16 protein-coding genes and 1 pseudogene are annotated in these 14,886 nt (G+C 69.2%); 4 read left to right on the top strand and 13 right to left on the bottom strand.

Features of this window, described 5'->3' with window-relative positions:
* Positions 1-16 precede the first annotated feature (16 nt).
* The 9 genes from E0H73_RS25215 to E0H73_RS25175 form a co-directional block, all read right to left on the bottom strand.
* Positions 17-1,084 (bottom strand): PP2C family protein-serine/threonine phosphatase, encoded by a 1,068-nt coding sequence (locus E0H73_RS25215; RefSeq protein WP_131360747.1) that lies wholly within the window; start codon positions 1,082-1,084, stop codon positions 17-19.
* Entirely contained in the window at positions 1,069-3,450 is a 2,382-nt protein-coding gene (locus tag E0H73_RS25210; RefSeq protein WP_131360745.1) for a serine/threonine-protein kinase, read from the bottom strand. The genes E0H73_RS25215 and E0H73_RS25210 overlap by 16 nt, the downstream gene beginning before the upstream one ends.
* A complete protein-coding gene (locus E0H73_RS25205; protein ID WP_131360743.1) occupies positions 3,447-4,571 on the bottom strand; it encodes a hypothetical protein in 1,125 nt (374 codons plus the stop codon). Before E0H73_RS25205 ends, E0H73_RS25210 begins: the two co-directional genes overlap by 4 nt.
* Positions 4,568-5,554: a glutamate ABC transporter substrate-binding protein gene (locus tag E0H73_RS25200; protein ID WP_131360742.1), complete on the bottom strand. Its 987-nt coding sequence runs from the start codon at positions 5,552-5,554 to the stop codon at positions 4,568-4,570. Before E0H73_RS25200 ends, E0H73_RS25205 begins: the two co-directional genes overlap by 4 nt.
* Positions 5,551-6,891 carry a hypothetical protein gene (locus tag E0H73_RS25195; protein ID WP_131360740.1) on the bottom strand — a complete coding sequence of 447 codons (1,341 nt, stop codon included), beginning with the start codon at positions 6,889-6,891 and terminating at the stop codon, positions 5,551-5,553. Before E0H73_RS25195 ends, E0H73_RS25200 begins: the two co-directional genes overlap by 4 nt.
* Complete coding sequence (locus E0H73_RS25190) at positions 6,888-8,264, bottom strand: AAA family ATPase (RefSeq protein ID WP_131360738.1); 1,377 nt, start codon at positions 8,262-8,264, stop codon at positions 6,888-6,890. Before E0H73_RS25190 ends, E0H73_RS25195 begins: the two co-directional genes overlap by 4 nt.
* A complete protein-coding gene (locus tag E0H73_RS25185) occupies positions 8,261-8,836 on the bottom strand; it encodes a hypothetical protein (RefSeq protein ID WP_131360736.1) in 576 nt (191 codons plus the stop codon). Before E0H73_RS25185 ends, E0H73_RS25190 begins: the two co-directional genes overlap by 4 nt.
* 39 nt (positions 8,837-8,875) lie before the next feature.
* Positions 8,876-10,147 (bottom strand): toxic anion resistance protein, encoded by a 1,272-nt coding sequence (locus E0H73_RS25180; protein ID WP_131360734.1) that lies wholly within the window; start codon positions 10,145-10,147, stop codon positions 8,876-8,878.
* A gap of 147 nt (positions 10,148-10,294) precedes the next feature.
* The gene (locus tag E0H73_RS25175) at positions 10,295-11,086 is read right to left on the bottom strand and encodes a thymidylate synthase (RefSeq protein ID WP_131360732.1); all 792 of its coding nucleotides are present in this window, start codon (positions 11,084-11,086) and stop codon (positions 10,295-10,297) included.
* A gap of 63 nt (positions 11,087-11,149) precedes the next feature.
* On the opposite strand from E0H73_RS25175, the gene E0H73_RS25170 reads away from it, so the two are divergent.
* Entirely contained in the window at positions 11,150-11,788 is a 639-nt protein-coding gene (locus tag E0H73_RS25170; protein WP_131360730.1) for a peptidyl-tRNA hydrolase, read from the top strand.
* On the opposite strand, the gene E0H73_RS25165 is transcribed toward E0H73_RS25170, so the two are convergent.
* The 4 genes from E0H73_RS25165 to E0H73_RS25155 are packed head-to-tail and all read right to left on the bottom strand — an operon-like array spanning position 11,767 to position 13,832.
* On the bottom strand, positions 11,767-12,357 hold the full coding sequence (locus tag E0H73_RS25165) for a dihydrofolate reductase family protein (protein WP_131360728.1): 591 nt from the start codon (positions 12,355-12,357) through the stop codon (positions 11,767-11,769). The genes E0H73_RS25170 and E0H73_RS25165 overlap by 22 nt on opposite strands.
* A gap of 2 nt (positions 12,358-12,359) precedes the next feature.
* Entirely contained in the window at positions 12,360-12,965 is a 606-nt protein-coding gene (locus E0H73_RS46005; RefSeq protein WP_165555813.1) for a dihydrofolate reductase family protein, read from the bottom strand.
* A gap of 3 nt (positions 12,966-12,968) precedes the next feature.
* Positions 12,969-13,439 (bottom strand): SRPBCC domain-containing protein, encoded by a 471-nt coding sequence (locus tag E0H73_RS46000; RefSeq protein WP_165555812.1) that lies wholly within the window; start codon positions 13,437-13,439, stop codon positions 12,969-12,971.
* A 54-nt stretch (positions 13,440-13,493) separates the two neighbouring features.
* Positions 13,494-13,832, bottom strand: a complete 339-nt coding sequence (locus tag E0H73_RS25155) for an ArsR/SmtB family transcription factor (protein WP_131360726.1) — start codon at positions 13,830-13,832, stop codon at positions 13,494-13,496.
* A 124-nt stretch (positions 13,833-13,956) separates the two neighbouring features.
* On the opposite strand from E0H73_RS25155, the gene E0H73_RS25150 reads away from it, so the two are divergent.
* From E0H73_RS25150 to E0H73_RS48430, 3 genes and pseudogenes are all read left to right on the top strand, one after another.
* Positions 13,957-14,181: a hypothetical protein gene (locus E0H73_RS25150; RefSeq protein ID WP_131360724.1), complete on the top strand. Its 225-nt coding sequence runs from the start codon at positions 13,957-13,959 to the stop codon at positions 14,179-14,181.
* A complete protein-coding gene (locus E0H73_RS25145; RefSeq protein WP_202867555.1) occupies positions 14,181-14,672 on the top strand; it encodes a Clp protease N-terminal domain-containing protein in 492 nt (163 codons plus the stop codon). Before E0H73_RS25150 ends, E0H73_RS25145 begins: the two co-directional genes overlap by 1 nt.
* Positions 14,672-14,845: pseudogene (locus tag E0H73_RS48430) on the top strand (DUF998 domain-containing protein); the annotation flags it as partial. The gene E0H73_RS25145 and the pseudogene E0H73_RS48430, both read left to right, overlap by 1 nt.
* Positions 14,846-14,886 lie beyond the last annotated feature (41 nt).

Here is a 14,886-nt window from a genome sequence, read left to right as displayed (position 1 = left end):
GCGTCCTTTCCTGAAGCTAGAGCCGCGCCAGCGCGACGGTGATGTTGTCCTGACCGCCCTGGGCGTTGGCCCAGTCGACCAGGGCGGACGCGGTGGCCAGCGGCTCGCCACCGTGCGCCGCAGCGGTCTGACGTACGAGGTCGGCCAGCGGTGCCGCCTCGGAGCAGTAGTTCCACAACCCGTCCGAGCAGACCAGGATCCAGCCCGGTCCGGCCGGGCAGAGCGTGGTGGTCCGGGGTGTGTGGTCCGGTGCGTCCTTGCCGAGCCAGCGCGTGATCGCGTGCGCGTGCGGACCGGACTCCGCCTCAGCGCGGGAGATGCCGGTCGCGATCAGCTCCGCGGCCCACGAGTCGTCCACGGTCAGTGCGACCGCTTCGTCCTCGTCCGGGAACCAGTACGCGCGACTGTCGCCGACAGCACCGGCCACCAGCAGACCGTCCTCCAGAACGGCCGCCACGAACGTGCACGACGCCGGGTTCGGACTGTCCGGACTCGTGTTGTCCAGTACGGCGTCATTGGCCGCGTCGGCAGCCGCCTTGAGCCTGGCCACGATCGCATTGCTGTGCGACGACTCGGTGCCGATGCCCTGGGCATGCCCAGCCACCAGCACCTCGCGTGCAGCACGTGCTGCGGCCAGACTGGCGACGTCCGAGTCGAGTGACGAGCTCACACCGTCACAGACGACCAGTAGCGCCCGGCTGCCGGGCTCCGCGTCGGCCGCGATGGCCAGTGCGTCCTCGTTGCGGCTGTGCCGGATGCCGCGGTCGCACACGCCGGCCACCCACGGTGCTGGGTGTTCGTCGAAGTGGTCGCGCGGCTTGCTCGCCTTCGTGCCGCAGGTCTCGCAGTAGCCCTCGGCACCGATCGCACCACCGCAGGACCGGCACGGACCGACCGGCTCCGCCGCAGGGGCGGTGCTGATCTCGACCGTGGGCTCGGTGTCGGTGTCCAACGCGGGACTGGCGGGGGCGGCCGTCGGGTTGAGCTCGGCGCCGCAGGCCTCGCAGAAGCGATCGGCCTCGGACACCTGCCCGCCACAGCTGGGGCAGACCGTCTGGGTCGTACTCGTCATCGCAACGTCCATCCTCGAACCTCGTTGGCCTGGTCGACCAGGGCGATCCGTTCCGGCCGGCTCTCGGCCTGGTCGGCCAACTGCCGGTAGGTGGCTTCGAGCCCGTCCCGCAGGGCCGGCTCGGTCGCCTCCCGTCCGTCGATCCGCAGACCTTCCTGCGGACCGGACTGCTGGACCTCGGCCAGCGCGGTCCGGAACACGTCCGCGGCCAGGTTGGCCCGGTCGACCGGGTCGATGGTCAGCGCGTCGATGCTGTCCATCGCCTGAGCGAGCGCGGGCAGGCCACGCCCCGATCCTGCCAGCAGTCCGGCTCGCTGGCGACGGGCCCGCACGTACGCGCCGCTGGTTCGTGGCACCAGGTCGAGTGCGGCCAGGGCTCCGTCGAGGTCGTTCCGCTGCGTGCGGATGGCGGCCAGACCGAAGGCCGAGGGCGCGATGTAGTTGGCGTCTGTGCGGGCGCAGGTGAGGTAGAGGCCCTCGGCAACGTCGTACTCGCCGCTCTGCTCGCAGGCGATCGCCAGCGCCAGCTTCGGCCCGAGCTCACCCGGCACCTGGCCGTAAACGGCGTTGAAAGCCGATTGCGCCCCGGGCGCGTCGCCGCGGGCCAGAGCGACCAGTCCGGCCATCCAGACCGCCCGCCACTCCCATGGGTCCTCGGCCAGCAGGTCGGACCCCGCGGTGTCGACCATGTCGTAGCGCTCCTCGCCCACCTCGAGCGCGGCCTCCGCGATCTCCAGCAGGATCTGCGCCGACGACTCCGGCGCGTCCACCAGCAGCTCGAGTCGCTTGCCGGCGTCCGGAACGCTCACGGTCTTCAGCCAGCCGGCCATCTTGTCGCTGTCGTCCGGCGCCAGCGAGGGCAGCTGCTGCCAAGGCTCGGCGGCATCTCCCAACCCCGTCGACTTGTCACCGGGCGTGCCGAACAGCAGGGACGACGCCGAGTGCTGTGCGGCCTTGACGCCCTGCTTGTCCGCGACGACCTCTCGCAGTACGCCGAGCAGCTGCACACGGAATTCGTCGGCAGACTGGAACCGGTCCGCCGGGTCCTTCGCACACGCCTTGGCCAGCAGCCGGTACACCGAGTCGTACTTCTGGAACAGCGGTACGTCGTTCACCGGCGGCAGCGAATCGACGTACCGCGACTGGTAGCCGCGGAACTCCATCGCCAGCACGCACAGCGTCCGGCCGAGCGTGTAGATGTCGGACGCGACCGACGGGCCGACCTCGGCCACCTCGGGAGCCTGGAAGCCGACCGTGCCGTAGATCGCCGAGTCGAGGTCGTCGATCCGCCGGACCCCACCGAGGTCGATCAGCTTGACCGCGTCGCCGACCTGGATGATGTTGTCCGGCTTGAAGTCGCAGTACAGCAGCTCGAGGTCGTGCAGGTAGGAGAACGCGGGCAGGATCTCGAGGATGTACGCGATCGCCTGGTCGATCGGCAGCGCGTCGTACTGCCCGTGGTTCGCGGCCATTCGTTGCTTGAGCAACGTCTTCAGCGAGGTACCGCCGACGTACTCCATCACGATGTAGCCGGCGCCGTCGTGGGTGACGAAGTTGTAGATCTCGACGATCAGGGGGTGCTCGACGCGGGCCAGGAACTGCTGCTCGGCGATCGCGGCGGCGACGGCGTCCGGGTCCTCGGAGTTCAGCAGGCCCTTCAGCACCACCCACCGGTCGGACACGTTCTTGTCCCGGGCCAGGTAGATCCAGCCGAAGCCGCCGTGCGCCAGGCAGCCGGCCACCTGGTACTGGCCGCCGACCAGGTCGCCCGCGTGCAGCTTCGGCGAGAACGAGAACTTGCTCCGGCACTTCGGGCAGAAGCCCTCGGTCCGGCCGGGCTGGTCGCCGCGGGCGCGGCCGACCTCATGGCCGCAGCTCGGACAGTTCCGGCGGTCCTCGGGGACCATCGGGTTGACCAGGATCGCTTTGCTGGCGTCGATCGCGGGGATCGACGGCACGTGGGTGAGGCCGGCGCCGAGTCGCGCTCCGCGCAGCCGCGTGGAGGACGTCCCCAGTTTACGGGTCAGCTTCGAGCCGGCCGCGCCCGCGCGGGCCGAGCCGAGTGGGGTCGATGCGAGCCGGTTGGAGGCGCGCGAAACCGTTGAAGGGGTGCTTATCGGGTCCGGCAGGTCCGGCGCGGTCACGCTGGGAGCTCCGACAACAGCGGAGGGGCTGACCGCACCAGAGGGTGCCGGTGAGCCACAGACATCGCAGTACCCGTCCACGAAGGTGCCGGTGCAGCCGGGCTGTGTACAGGCACCGGTCGACGGACTCGGACTGGTCGCGGCTGCGGCCGCGGGCGAGCCGCACACGTCGCAGTACCCGTCCTGGATGCTCCCGGTGCAGCCGGGCTGCGTACAGGCGATGGTCGTGGTCATTTCGTCCCTCCTGTGGCTTCCAGGTAGGCCTGGTAAGCCGTCACCAGTGCACCCAGCCGGGCCAGCTCCACCGGTTCCGACTCGATCACGGCACGGCCGCGCCGGTACAGCTCGGCGAGGTCCTCGTTGCCTGGGGCAACACTCGCCGCTTTCACCTGGTACGCGTCCAGCCGGGCGGCCAACTCGTCCCGCCGTTCCAGTACGGCGCCGTACGCCGCCTGTGCCTGACCGAGCGCACGTCGCACGGCGTCCAGCCGGGTCAGGTACTTCTCCAGCTCGGACGGCGTGTTCGGCACCGGTCCGAGCGCAGTCACATCAGGTACGGCGAGTCGCGGGGCCGGTGTAACCGTGGCGACCGCCTTGTCGGCAAGACTGCGCACGGCCTGGCCCTGTGCCTCCAGCTCGCTGCGCAGCGAGCGTGCGCGCGCGACATCGGCCGCGCGCTCCTTGCGTGTGGCGGCACCGACGATGAGGTCGCGCTCACTCCGGGCCAGGTCGATCTCCAGCGGACCGATCAGCCCGCCGATGTCCGCACCGCGCTTGTTCCGATCGGCCAGGTCGCTCACCCGGCGATCGAGGTCGTGGTGCTCCGCGATCGCTGCGTTGCGGGTGCCGGCCGGCTCGAGCTTGACCAGGTCGTTGATCCGCTCGACTTGAGCGCGCAGCTGCCGCAGCCGGGCGGCCAGGTCGGCGTCACCCGGCTCCAGCGCCAGCTTGGCTCGCAGGCTCGACGCCAGCGCGTCCGACAACTTGCATGCCTCGGGCAACGAAACTGCGAGCGATCCACCGGCGCTGCCGGTGTCCAGACCGCCCCAGATCAACGTGCTGATCCGCTCGGTCTCCTTCGTCCCGACCCGGCCCGAATCCCACGTGATCAGGATCAGCTCGTACCGATCCGATACCGCCTTCCAGACCGCCATCGCGAGCACGACATCGGCACTCAGCGCGTCGGATTCGGGGGAGTGCAGGGCGGCCTGGTCCAGCTCGTCCAGCTCGGCCTTCCGCCGGTCGCGCCACGTCCCCAGCGCGTCGAGGAACGAGAGCAGCTCCGTCGCCGGAACGCTGCTCCCCATCTTCCCCGGCGGCGCCGGTGCCAAGGCGGTCGGCGTACGGACGGTCATAGGCCCTGGGTCCGGCCGTAAATCGGTGCCGGCGGATTCGTCTTGCCCAGCTTGCCGAGCCACTTGGTGTACGACGCCTGCCAGCGGCCGTCAGCTTTCATGTCCGCGAGCGCCTTGTTCACCAGTCTGACGAACTCGGGGTGGCCCTTCTGGAAGCCGAGACCGTACGGCTCGTCGCTGAACCGCTCCGGGAGAATCTTGGCGTACGGGTCCTGTGCCGCATCGCCGGCCAGCACCGTGTCGTCGCCGGAGATCCCGGCCGCCTTGCCCTGCTGGAACAGCACCAGGCAGCCGGTGTCGGAGTCGGCGGTGATCGGCTTGACTGCCGGGTTCTTGCGCTTCAGGTTGTCCAGACTGGTCGACCCCGCCGGCGCGCAGATCGTCTTCCCGGACAGATCGGCGACGCTCTTCGCCGTCGAGTCGGACTGCACCAGCGTCTTCTGGCCGGAGCGGTAGTACTCGGCGGAGAAGGCGATCTGGTCCCAGCGAGCACAGTTGATGGTCATGTTCCGGGCGACGATGTCGACCTTGCCGTCCATCAGCAACGGGATCCGCTGTGGGCTGGAGATCACCCGCAGTTCGACCTTGTGCGGCTCGCCCGGCGCGGGCGCGCCGAAGATCGCGTCCGCGACCATGTTGATCATGTCGATGTCGAAGCCCTCGATCCGGCCGCTGATCGGGTTCCGCGAGCCGAGGTTGAGGCTGTCGGCAGAGACTCCGGCGATCAGGCGGCCGCGCTTCTGGATCGTCTCCAGGATCGTCCCGGCCGGCATCGGGGTTCCGGGCGCGGGCACGTTGGCGTCCGGTGCGTACGACGCCAACGGGTCCTGGCCGTCTGTGCAGGGCTTGGGCGCCGCGGGCGGTGCCGCGGTGGTGACCTTCGGGGCGGGCTTGGCGGGGATCTGAGTGGCTTCGTAATTGCCTGAGCTGCAGGCGGTCAGGAGCAGAGCAGCTACGACCACGACCGGGGTGAGTTTCTTCATCGGTACTCCTCCAGTCGCTGCGACATGCCCCAGGCGACGAGCAAAGCCGCCGCGATGCCGATCGGCAGGCCGAGCCAGCCGATCGGCGGCAGTCCGTTGCGGGAGTCGGACAGGTTGGAGGTGACCGCCGCGCTGGTGTTCGTCAGTTCGTCGGCCGAGCCCTGGTCGAAGGCCTGGAACGTCTTGACCGAGTTCGCCGGGTCCTTCGAGGTGCCGATGGCCAGGTCCACGGCGCTGTCCCACTGACCCGCACCGTCCCGCTTCCGGACCTCGGCGTGGACCGTCCGGTAGGCATCCCAGTCGGTGCGGATGCTGTCGGCCGCCGTACCCGAGAGCTTGCTCAGTTGCTCCTCGACCCGGCCGGCCGCGGCCTGGTACGCCTTGTCGAAAGCATCACCCGAGCCGCGGGCGATCAACGTGAGGCTCTCGTTCGAGCGGGCGTCGTACGCAGCGATCCGGGCCCGGGACAGCGCCAGGGTGTCGGCGTACGCATCGGACTCGGTGTCGGAGGCGTCGCCGGCCGCGGAGGACAGGGCGACACTGCCGACGATCACGGTGACCAGGACGAGCAGACCCCCGACCGCGATCGGGATGTTGATGTAGCGATGGGTACGCCGGGCCAGCCAGCGCAGGGTGAAAGCGAAGACGAGGAGCGTGAGGACGCCGGCCACGAGGACCCAGATGGTGCCGTCGCTGACGGCGCCGAACTCGTCGGCGGTCCGGTCCTCGTTGGCCTGGACCAGCGCCTGGACCAGCGGGAGCGAGTCGTTCTGCAGGACCGCGTTGGCGTCCCTCAGGTACTGCGATCCGATCGGGAGACCCTGGCGGTTGTTCGCGCGCGCCTGCTCGATCAGGCCCTGGTATGTCAGCAGCGTCTTGTTCAGCGCGCCGAGCGCCTCCTGGTCCGCGGGTTGCGCGGTGGCAGCCTCGGCGATCAGGCCCGCGGCCGACGCCATCGAGTCGACGAAATGCTGGCGCTGCGCCGGGGGCTCGAGACCGCCGACCAGGAACGCGTTCGTCGCGTCGGCGTTGGCGCTGACCAGGTTGGTGTGGATCTCCTGGATCCGGACGAGTTGGGCGGCGTTCTCCTCGGCGCGCGTCAGGGCACCGTCGGACTGACGGAACCCCTGCGCGGCGCACAGGCCGAAGACGACGCTCATGGCCGCGGCGATGATGAGGATGGCGCGCATCCGGCCGGGCGTGCCATCGAACCACCGGGCGATCGCGTTCCGCCGGCTCGCGGTCTGGGAGGCGGGCGGCTGCACAGCCGGCGTACCGGACTGCTGGGCCGGCGGCGACCAGGTCGCGGGCTGCGGCGCACTCTGTGTCTGGGTCACGCCTCGTCTCCTTGCTCAGACTGCTCAGGTACGTCGGTCTCGGGCTCTTCCGTGAGGTCCTCGGCGAGGATCTGACGCAGTTGGTCCTTGGTAGGTGCCGTCACGTCGCGCAGCCGCCAGGCATGCCGGCCGATCGCGGCCTCCAGCACGTTCCGGGCGAACCGCCCGTTGCCGAACGACCGGTCCCGCGGCGTGGCCGCCAGGATCTCCCGGAACCGCTCGAGTGCGTCCGGCACCAACTCGTAGTCGGCGCCCTCCGACAGCCCGGTCAGGATGTCGGTCAACTCGTCGTCGCTGTAGTCGTCGAACGCGATCGTGGTCCGGAACCGGCTGGCCAAACCGGGGTTCGCGGCGATGAAGGTCTCCATCGGCTCGGGGTATCCGGCAACGATCACTACCAGGTCGTCGCGCCGGTCCTCCATCTCCTTGACCAGCGTGTCGACCGCCTCACGCCCGTACTGGTCGGCGCCGGTGTCTCCCGCGGTCAGGCTGTACGCCTCGTCGATGAAGAGCACCCCGCCGGCCGCGGACGCGACCACCTCAGCGGTCTTCGTCGCGGTCTGGCCCAGGTACCCAGCGACCAGCTCGGACCGATCGACCTCGACCAGTTGTCCCTTCGACAGCAGGCCGAGCGCTTTGTAGATCCCACTCACCAGCCGCGCGACCGTGGTCTTGCCCGTGCCAGGGTTGCCGACGAACACGAGATGCCGCGTGATGGTCGGACTCTTCAGCCCTGCCTCTGTCCGCAGCTTCTCAACCCGCAGTACGGCGACCTGCCGGTGCACCTCCCGCTTGACCCGCTCCAGACCGGTCAGCTCGTCCAGCTCAGCCAGCAGCTCTTCCACCGTCTTCGCCGGCTCGGCCTCCGTTGCCGGCTGAGTCGCCGTCTTCGCAGCTGCCTGTGCTTGGCCAGTGACAGGCGACGCCGGAGTGCCGGTCGGGGGAGTGGCCGGCGTCGTACCGGTCTGCAGCGGGCGAGCACCTGCCGCCTGCAGCTGTGCCGCCGCCGCGACCGAGGCGTTGCCGACGACCCGCATCGTCGGCTCGCCCAGCGTGCACGCTGCCGATGCCACCTCCGCGAGTGCTTCCGCGTAGGCGATCTTCTCTGCCGAGCCGTCGGCGATCAGCTCGCTCAGCGCGCCCGTCGGCGCACCGCGCCAGCGGCGGCCGCGAACGGCGGCGTCGAAGAAGTCCTGCGTCGTCGCGCCCTCGACCACCTTGCTCCAGTCAGCCGGTGCGCCCGGCGCCGACTCGGCCAGCGCGGCCGCGAGCGACAGCGCCTCGGAGCGGGCGCGGTCCTCGGCGACACCGGCCCGGCCGGCCACGACCAGCAGCTCGGTCAGCGCCTCGCGGAGTCCCCCGTCGCGGCTCATGCCTCTCCTCGTCCGGGTGGTGGTTGTAGTGGTCCGGTGATGTCAGGTGGCGGCGTCGAGGCCGTCGGCCCGAGGGCCAGGCCCCCGCCGGTGGAGCCGGTGCCGAACTTCTCCTGCAGGAATCGGCCGTGGGCGATCAGTGCCGCCGCGTCGGCCCGGTTCACCGCGTCGAACACCTTGTCCATCGTTGCGCCCAGGAGGTCCAACTGGTCGATCAGGATCATCAGCGAGGTCTTGCCCCGGTCCACCGGCCGCGTGTCCGCCCACTGCCGTGGCAGCCGCAGGTAGCCCCCGATCGCCTCCGGCAGATAGTCCGTCGCGGTCGCCATCACCGAGTACGCCTGGGCGCTCCCGCCGAGGTTCCCCAGCCGCGGGATCGTCTCCCGCACCACCCGGACCACCCGTCCGACCCGCGACGCGACCACGGCCGGTACGGCGCCGTCCGCGACCAACTGCTCGACGCGGACCAGCGCCGCCAGCAGGTCGTCGTTCGTCGGTGCGCGGGGGGTCGGGGCAGGCTCGGGCTCCTGCTTGCGGCCGGTCAGCCGCGCCAAGAAGTCACCGAGCGCCATGCAGTCCCCTCGCTAGCTGTCGTCTCCGGCGGCCGTGACTCAGCGACCGAGGTCGAGGTCGAGGCTGCCGTGAACGACCCGCTGGTCCTGCTGGGCGACCCGCTCCAGATAGCTCCGGGACTTGGTCACCTCGGTCTCCAGCGTGCCGATGGTGGCGGCCATGTTGTCGAGCGCCTCCACCTTGAACGTGTCGATCGCGTCCATGGTCGCGTAGATGTTCGCGAACGCGGCCTGCAGTTGCGGCAGCCCGATCGTCGCCGATGCGGCCTGCTGCTGGATCGCCACCGAGTTGTCCTTCATCATCTGCGAGGTGCGCTCGATCATGTTGCTGGTGGTCGTGTTCAGCGCACTGATCTGGTCCAGCACCAGCTTCTGGTTGCTCAGGGCCTGCGCCACGATCACCGCCGTACGCAGCGCCGAGACCGTGGTGGTCGACGCACGGTCGACGCCCTTGATCAGCTCGATGTTGTTCTTGATCACGATGTCGATGGCCAGGTAGTTCTGGATCGACACGGCCAGCTGGGTGAGAAGGTCCTGGTGCTTCTGCCGGACGTAGAACAACACGTCCTCGCGGAACGCCTTCGCCTTGTCCGGGTTGGTCGCCTCCAGTTCGGCGATGGCCGCTGACAGCCTCGAGTCCAGCCGCTCGGCGACGTACACGTACTGGTTCAGCCGGGTCATCGCGTCCCAGAGTTGCTGCTTCTCCAGGTTCAGCGCGGCGTTGTCCTTGCCGAGCTCGTCCTGGCCGTTGCGCAGCGCGTGCAGGATGCCCTCGAGGTGGCTCTGCGCGCTCTGGTACTTGCGGAAGTAGTCCTCGATCTTGTCGCCGAACGGGATCATCCCGAGCAGCTTCTTCGGCCCGGTCGCTTCCTTCGGGTCCAGATCCTCGACCGTACGGCGCAGTTCGAGCAGCGTCTTGCCGACGGTCGAACCCTCGGACAGGCCGCCCTCCTGCAGCGCCCGCACCGGCGACTTGAGCAGCCGGTTCGAGCTGTCGGCGGCGGCGCGGATGTCGACGTCGCCCATGCTGCGGACGTCACTGGCCTTCGCCGCGAACTCCGGTGAGCGCGGTTCGGCCGACATCAGCGCGGTCAGGAAGGTGTCCACCTTCGCGTCGAGGCCGGGCAGGGCGGCAGCGTCAACCGCCGGCGCCAGGCTCGGTGCGGCGGTCGCGGCCACCGGCTGTGATGGCGGCGGCGCGGTCAGTATCAGCCCCGGCGCGGTCGCGGTCGGCGGCTGCAGCGGCGACATCGCCGGCTGCGCGGCGGCCGCGGCTGCCGGCGTACCTGGTGTGTTGTCGGCTTCGGTCATCGTCGTTCCCCTCCGGTGGCCTCCGCGCGGCGTCCCCGTCACCCGCGCGCACTGTCACCTCCGTGACGCGCACACAATCTACGCGGTTCCAGGCCCAAGTGACGGTCCCGTTGCGTAGTCGTTGTCGCTGACGGCTCAGGGACCTGGTCAGACGGCGATCGGGGCCTTGATGCCGGGGTGGGGGTCGTAGCCGGTCAGTTCGACGTCGGCGATCTCGTAGGAGTCGATCGAGTCGCGCGGCGTCAGTTGCAGAGTCGGCAGCGCGCGGGGCTCCCGGGTCAGCTGCAGGCGGGCCTGGTCGAGGTGGTTCAGGTACAGGTGTGCGTCACCGAGCGTGTGGACGAAGTCGCCGACCTCGAGCCCGGTTTGCTGGGCCACCATGTGGGTCAGCAGCGCGTACGACGCGATGTTGAACGGCACGCCGAGGAAGATGTCGGCGGAGCGCTGGTAGAGCTGGCAGGACAGCCGGCCATCGGCGACATAGAACTGGAACATGGTGTGACAGGGCGGCAACGCCATGCTGTCCACGTCTGCGACGTTCCAGGCGTTCACGATGTGCCGGCGCGAGTCCGGGTTGTTCTTGATCGACTCGATCACACCGGCGATCTGGTCCACGTGCCGGCCGTCAGGCGTCGGCCAGGACCGCCACTGGTAGCCGTAGACCGGGCCGAGCTCGCCGTCGGCGTCGGCCCATTCGTCCCAGATCGAGATGTTGTTCTCGTGCAGCCACTTGACGTTGGTCGAGCCGCTGAGGAACCAGATCAGCTCGCCGATCACCGACCGCAGCTGCAGCTTCTTCGTCGTCACCGCGGGGAATCCCGCGCGGAGGTCGTAGCGCGACTGGTGGCCGAACACGCTCAGCGTGCCGGTCCCGGTCCGGTCGCCCTTCTGCACCCCGTTGTCCAGCACGTGCCGTAGAAGATCCAGGTACTGCTGCATGCCGCCCAACCTACCCCCATCGACAGACAAGAAGTTTGAAAGACTCACAGCGTGGAGCATGTGATGACGCTGGTGGTTCGGGTGGAGAAGAACGCTCGGCCGGCGCAGACCGACGCGCTGGAGACCGCGGCGCGGGCGGTCCTCGCGATCCTGGCCGACGGCCGCTCGACCGGTGAGGGGGAGTGGGCCGAGGCGATGACTGCCTGGCAGGACGATCGGATTCGGAAGATCGTCAAACGCAGCCGGGGCATCGAGTGGCGCCGGGCCGAATCCGTTCCCGGGATCACCATGACCGGAGTGACCGCGGAAGTCCGCGTGTTCCCGCCGACGCCGGTTGACGCCGTACCGCTGGAGCTCGCCAACCTGCAGGTGAGTGGCACCGACTTCGAAGACTCCGAGGACCCAGCGGCGCCGGAGCCCGGCGTACCTGTCCTGTGGGTCAATCCGGAGTTGGATATGTCCAGCGGCAAAGCCATGGCGCAGTGCGGTCACGGTGCGCACCTCGCCTGGTGGGCGCTGTCGACAGTTGGCAAGAAGGCCTGGGCTGCTGCGGACTTCGCGCTGGCGGTTCGCACTGCAAGCGCTGCTCAGTGGGAGAGCTTGCTCGCCAGTGGATTACCCGTGGTCCAGGACGCGGGCTTCACTGAAGTGGAGCCCGGGTCCCGGACCGTCATCGCGGATCATCCCTTGCTCACGCGATAGTGCAGGTGGGTGACGCGGTCGCCCTGGACCACGCGCGGGTCGTCGAGCATGACCTGCGGGCCGACGTAGTCACCGAAGAACTTACGGCCGGTGCCGAACAGCACCGGGACCAGGCTGTACGCGATCTCGTCGACCAGTCCGGCCGTGACCGCCTGGCCGGTGAGGTTGCCACCGGTCACGCTGACGTCGCGGTCTCCGGCGTGCTCCTTGGCCTGCGCGATCGCGTTCTCGATCCCGTTGACGAAGGTGAACGGCGCGTCCGGGAAGGGCCAGTCGGTCGGCGGCTCGTGGGTGACGACGAACACGTGGTCACCCACCGCCGGTACGCCGTTCCAGCCGTTCGTGATGTCGAACAGACGCCGCCCGATCACGCACGACGCGATGTTCGGCCAGGTCGACTTCATGTAGTCCGCGCTGGCCTGGCTGACGTGGAACGGCCGGCCCTGGTCGGTGCCGTAGATCTCGACCGGACCGTTGTTGTACCAGTCGAACAACGGCCCGACGCCGTCCTCGGTGTCCGCGACGAACCCGTCCAGTGACACCACGGCGGAAGCAATGACGTTGCCCATGGCTACTTTTCCTTCACGACTCGGTAGGCGAGGTGCTGCGCCGCCGGCGTGGAGACCGCTTCGACCAGCTCGACCTGGACGGCCTGTGCAGGCTCGGCCGGGAACAACCTGGTCCCGCCACCCAGCACGACAGGTGCCACATGCAAGTGCAGTACGTCGGCCAGCCCGGCGGCGAGGACCTCGTGACAGACCTGCCCGCCGCCCATCACGAAGACATCCTTGTCCCCGGCAACTTCCTTGGCCTGCGCGACTGCCTCCTCCGGACTCCCGACGAAGCGGAAGCGGTCGCCCAGCCGGGTCTTGGCCGGTGCGGAGTGGGTGACGACGAAGACCGGCGGATTGACCTCGCCCGTGGGTTTCGCGCCGTACCCCATCTCGTCGCTCCACCCCTTCGGAGCGTCGATGACGTCGAACAGGTTCCGGCCCTGGATGACCGCGCCGGTGGCCGCGAACGCGGCGTCCAGTACGGCGTTGTCCTCGGCGTTGCCCTGGAAGGCCCACTGGTGCAGGACCTCGCCGCCGTCGCCGAGCCCGTTGTCGATGCTGACATTGGGCCCGGTGACGTAGCCGTCCAGGGAGACCGAGATGTCGACGACGACTCGGCTCATCGGTCAGGCCTCCTTCGCGAGCAGTTCGGCGAGGCGGTCCATCGAGTCGCGGATGCCGCTCTCCATGCCGTACTCGATCGACTGGTCGCGGGCCTCGACCGACGGGAACACCGACTGCTGGTGCAGCCGGACACCGGTCTCGGTCGACTCCAGGGTCATCTTCTCGAGGCAGACCTCGCCGGGAGCCCCTTCCCACTCGAAGGTCTGGATGACCAGCTTGTCCTGCTCGACGGAGTGGAAGACACCGCGGAAGGCGTACTCACCGGAGTCGTCGCGGTGGATGTAGCGGTAGGTCCCGCCGGGGCGGACGTCGTACTTCTCGATCGTCGCGTCCAGGTTCCGCGGGCCGAGCCACTCGGTGACCAGGTCGGGGTCGGTCATGACCCGGAAGAGCTGGGCCGGCGTGGCCTCGAACTCACGGCTGACCTGCACGAACGGGGTGCCTGCGGGGGTGTTGATGGTGGTCGCGTTCATTTCTCCTGCTCCTTCACTGTCTCTCATCACTTCTTTTGCCTTTCTTTGCTTCCTTCACTGCTCCTGCTCCTGCACTGTCTGGAGCAAGGCATCCATCCGGCGGAAGCGACGTTCGGTCTCCAGCCGGTACTCGTCGATCCAGCTCGTCAGTGCTTCGAGGGCGGCCGGCACCAGGTGACAGGGGCGGCGCTGGCCGTCCCGGGTCCGGGTGATCAGCCCGGCGGTCTCGAGCACCTGGATGTGGCGCGACACCGCCTGCTTGGTGATCGGGAACGGTTCGGCCAGTTCGTTCACGGTGGCCGGGCCGCGGGACAGTCGCGCGATCATCGCTCGCCGGACCGGGTCACCGAGAGCGGTGAACGCCCGGTCGAGCTGCGCGTCATCAACTGACATCTTTATCAACCGTTCCTTTGATCAACCGATGTGTTGAATATAGGGACGATCGACGCCGGGCGTCAAGGCCCAGGTTTTAGCAACTTTGGTTGACAGATCGAGAGTGTCAACCTAAGTTGCTTATATGACCGAGTTGGTGGATCCCGAGGACCCCGCGGCAGGCCTGGCCGCGGTGGTCGCGTTGCGCCGGCTGGCCGACCGGCTGGAGGACAGCCAGGTGGAGCAGGCGATGCGGGCCGGCTGGAGGTGGTCCGATGTGGCCGAGGTGCTGGGGGTCACGCGGCAGGCCGTGCACAAGAAACACGCCCGGCGGCTGGTCGCCGCGGGCGTCGCCCTGAGGAGGCGATGATGGCGTCGGATGCGAAAGACGTGCGCGCGCTGCTGGTGCGCGAAGCCCGCACGATGGCGCGGCGGGACGGTTCCCGGTCGATCGAGGCCGAGCATGTGCTGCTCGCGCTGGCTGCGACCCGGACCACGTCCGCGGCCCGGATGCTGGCCGAGGCCGGTCTCACCGAGGAGACGATCCGGGCCGCCCTGGATCGCGAGTTGGAGCAGAGCCTGGCCGTCGCCGGCATCGCGGTCCGGATCGGTTTGTTGCCCGAGGCAACGCCCGATGAGAGCCGCAACCCGCACATCGGTGACTCGACCCGGCTGCTGCTCAAGCGCGCCATGGATGCGCCGCCGAAGCTGGGCGCCGGCCGGCTCGGCCCGCTGCGCATCCTGGTCGGCATCCTCGACACCGAACGCGGCCGGGTCGCCCGCGCGCTCCGGGCCGCCGGCGTCGACCGCGCCGCCCTCCGCGCCCGCGCCGCCGAGGCCCTCGCCGCAGGCAACCACTAATGAGTCCGGCCGTCAGAGTCCGCCTGCTGCAGTGCGGCCTCGTGGCCGGACCGCTCTCCGTGGGCCTCTGGCGGCCAGGTTTGAGGGTGGGCGCCGTTCTGATCGGCTTGTGGGGCGTTGGCTTGATCGGTGCCGGCCTCTTCACCACCGACCCGGTCAGCGGCTTTCCCGTTGGTACGCCGGCCTCGTCCGACTACACCACCTCTGGCGCCTT

Origin of the sequence: Kribbella pittospori, assembly GCF_004331465.1 — a bacterium.
Lineage (GTDB): Bacteria > Actinomycetota > Actinomycetes > Propionibacteriales > Kribbellaceae > Kribbella > Kribbella pittospori.
This window is presented reverse-complemented; position numbering and strand designations above follow the sequence as displayed.

Coding starts and splice junctions, on each gene's coding strand:
- E0H73_RS25150 (WP_131360724.1), top strand. CDS start 13,957: ATGACCGAGTTGGTGGATCCCGAGGACCCCGCGGCAGGCCTGGCCGCG.
- E0H73_RS25170 (WP_131360730.1), top strand. CDS start 11,150: ATGACGCTGGTGGTTCGGGTGGAGAAGAACGCTCGGCCGGCGCAGACC.
- E0H73_RS25180 (WP_131360734.1), bottom strand. CDS start 10,147: ATGACCGAAGCCGACAACACACCAGGTACGCCGGCAGCCGCGGCCGCC.
- E0H73_RS25185 (WP_131360736.1), bottom strand. CDS start 8,836: ATGGCGCTCGGTGACTTCTTGGCGCGGCTGACCGGCCGCAAGCAGGAG.
- E0H73_RS25145 (WP_202867555.1), top strand. CDS start 14,181: ATGGCGTCGGATGCGAAAGACGTGCGCGCGCTGCTGGTGCGCGAAGCC.
- E0H73_RS25175 (WP_131360732.1), bottom strand. CDS start 11,086: ATGCAGCAGTACCTGGATCTTCTACGGCACGTGCTGGACAACGGGGTG.
- E0H73_RS46000 (WP_165555812.1), bottom strand. CDS start 13,439: ATGAACGCGACCACCATCAACACCCCCGCAGGCACCCCGTTCGTGCAG.
- E0H73_RS25205 (WP_131360743.1), bottom strand. CDS start 4,571: ATGACCGTCCGTACGCCGACCGCCTTGGCACCGGCGCCGCCGGGGAAG.
- E0H73_RS25210 (WP_131360745.1), bottom strand. CDS start 3,450: ATGACCACGACCATCGCCTGTACGCAGCCCGGCTGCACCGGGAGCATC.
- E0H73_RS25200 (WP_131360742.1), bottom strand. CDS start 5,554: ATGAAGAAACTCACCCCGGTCGTGGTCGTAGCTGCTCTGCTCCTGACC.
- E0H73_RS25165 (WP_131360728.1), bottom strand. CDS start 12,357: ATGGGCAACGTCATTGCTTCCGCCGTGGTGTCACTGGACGGGTTCGTC.
- E0H73_RS25155 (WP_131360726.1), bottom strand. CDS start 13,832: ATGTCAGTTGATGACGCGCAGCTCGACCGGGCGTTCACCGCTCTCGGT.
- E0H73_RS46005 (WP_165555813.1), bottom strand. CDS start 12,965: ATGAGCCGAGTCGTCGTCGACATCTCGGTCTCCCTGGACGGCTACGTC.
- E0H73_RS25215 (WP_131360747.1), bottom strand. CDS start 1,084: ATGGACGTTGCGATGACGAGTACGACCCAGACGGTCTGCCCCAGCTGT.
- E0H73_RS25190 (WP_131360738.1), bottom strand. CDS start 8,264: ATGAGCCGCGACGGGGGACTCCGCGAGGCGCTGACCGAGCTGCTGGTC.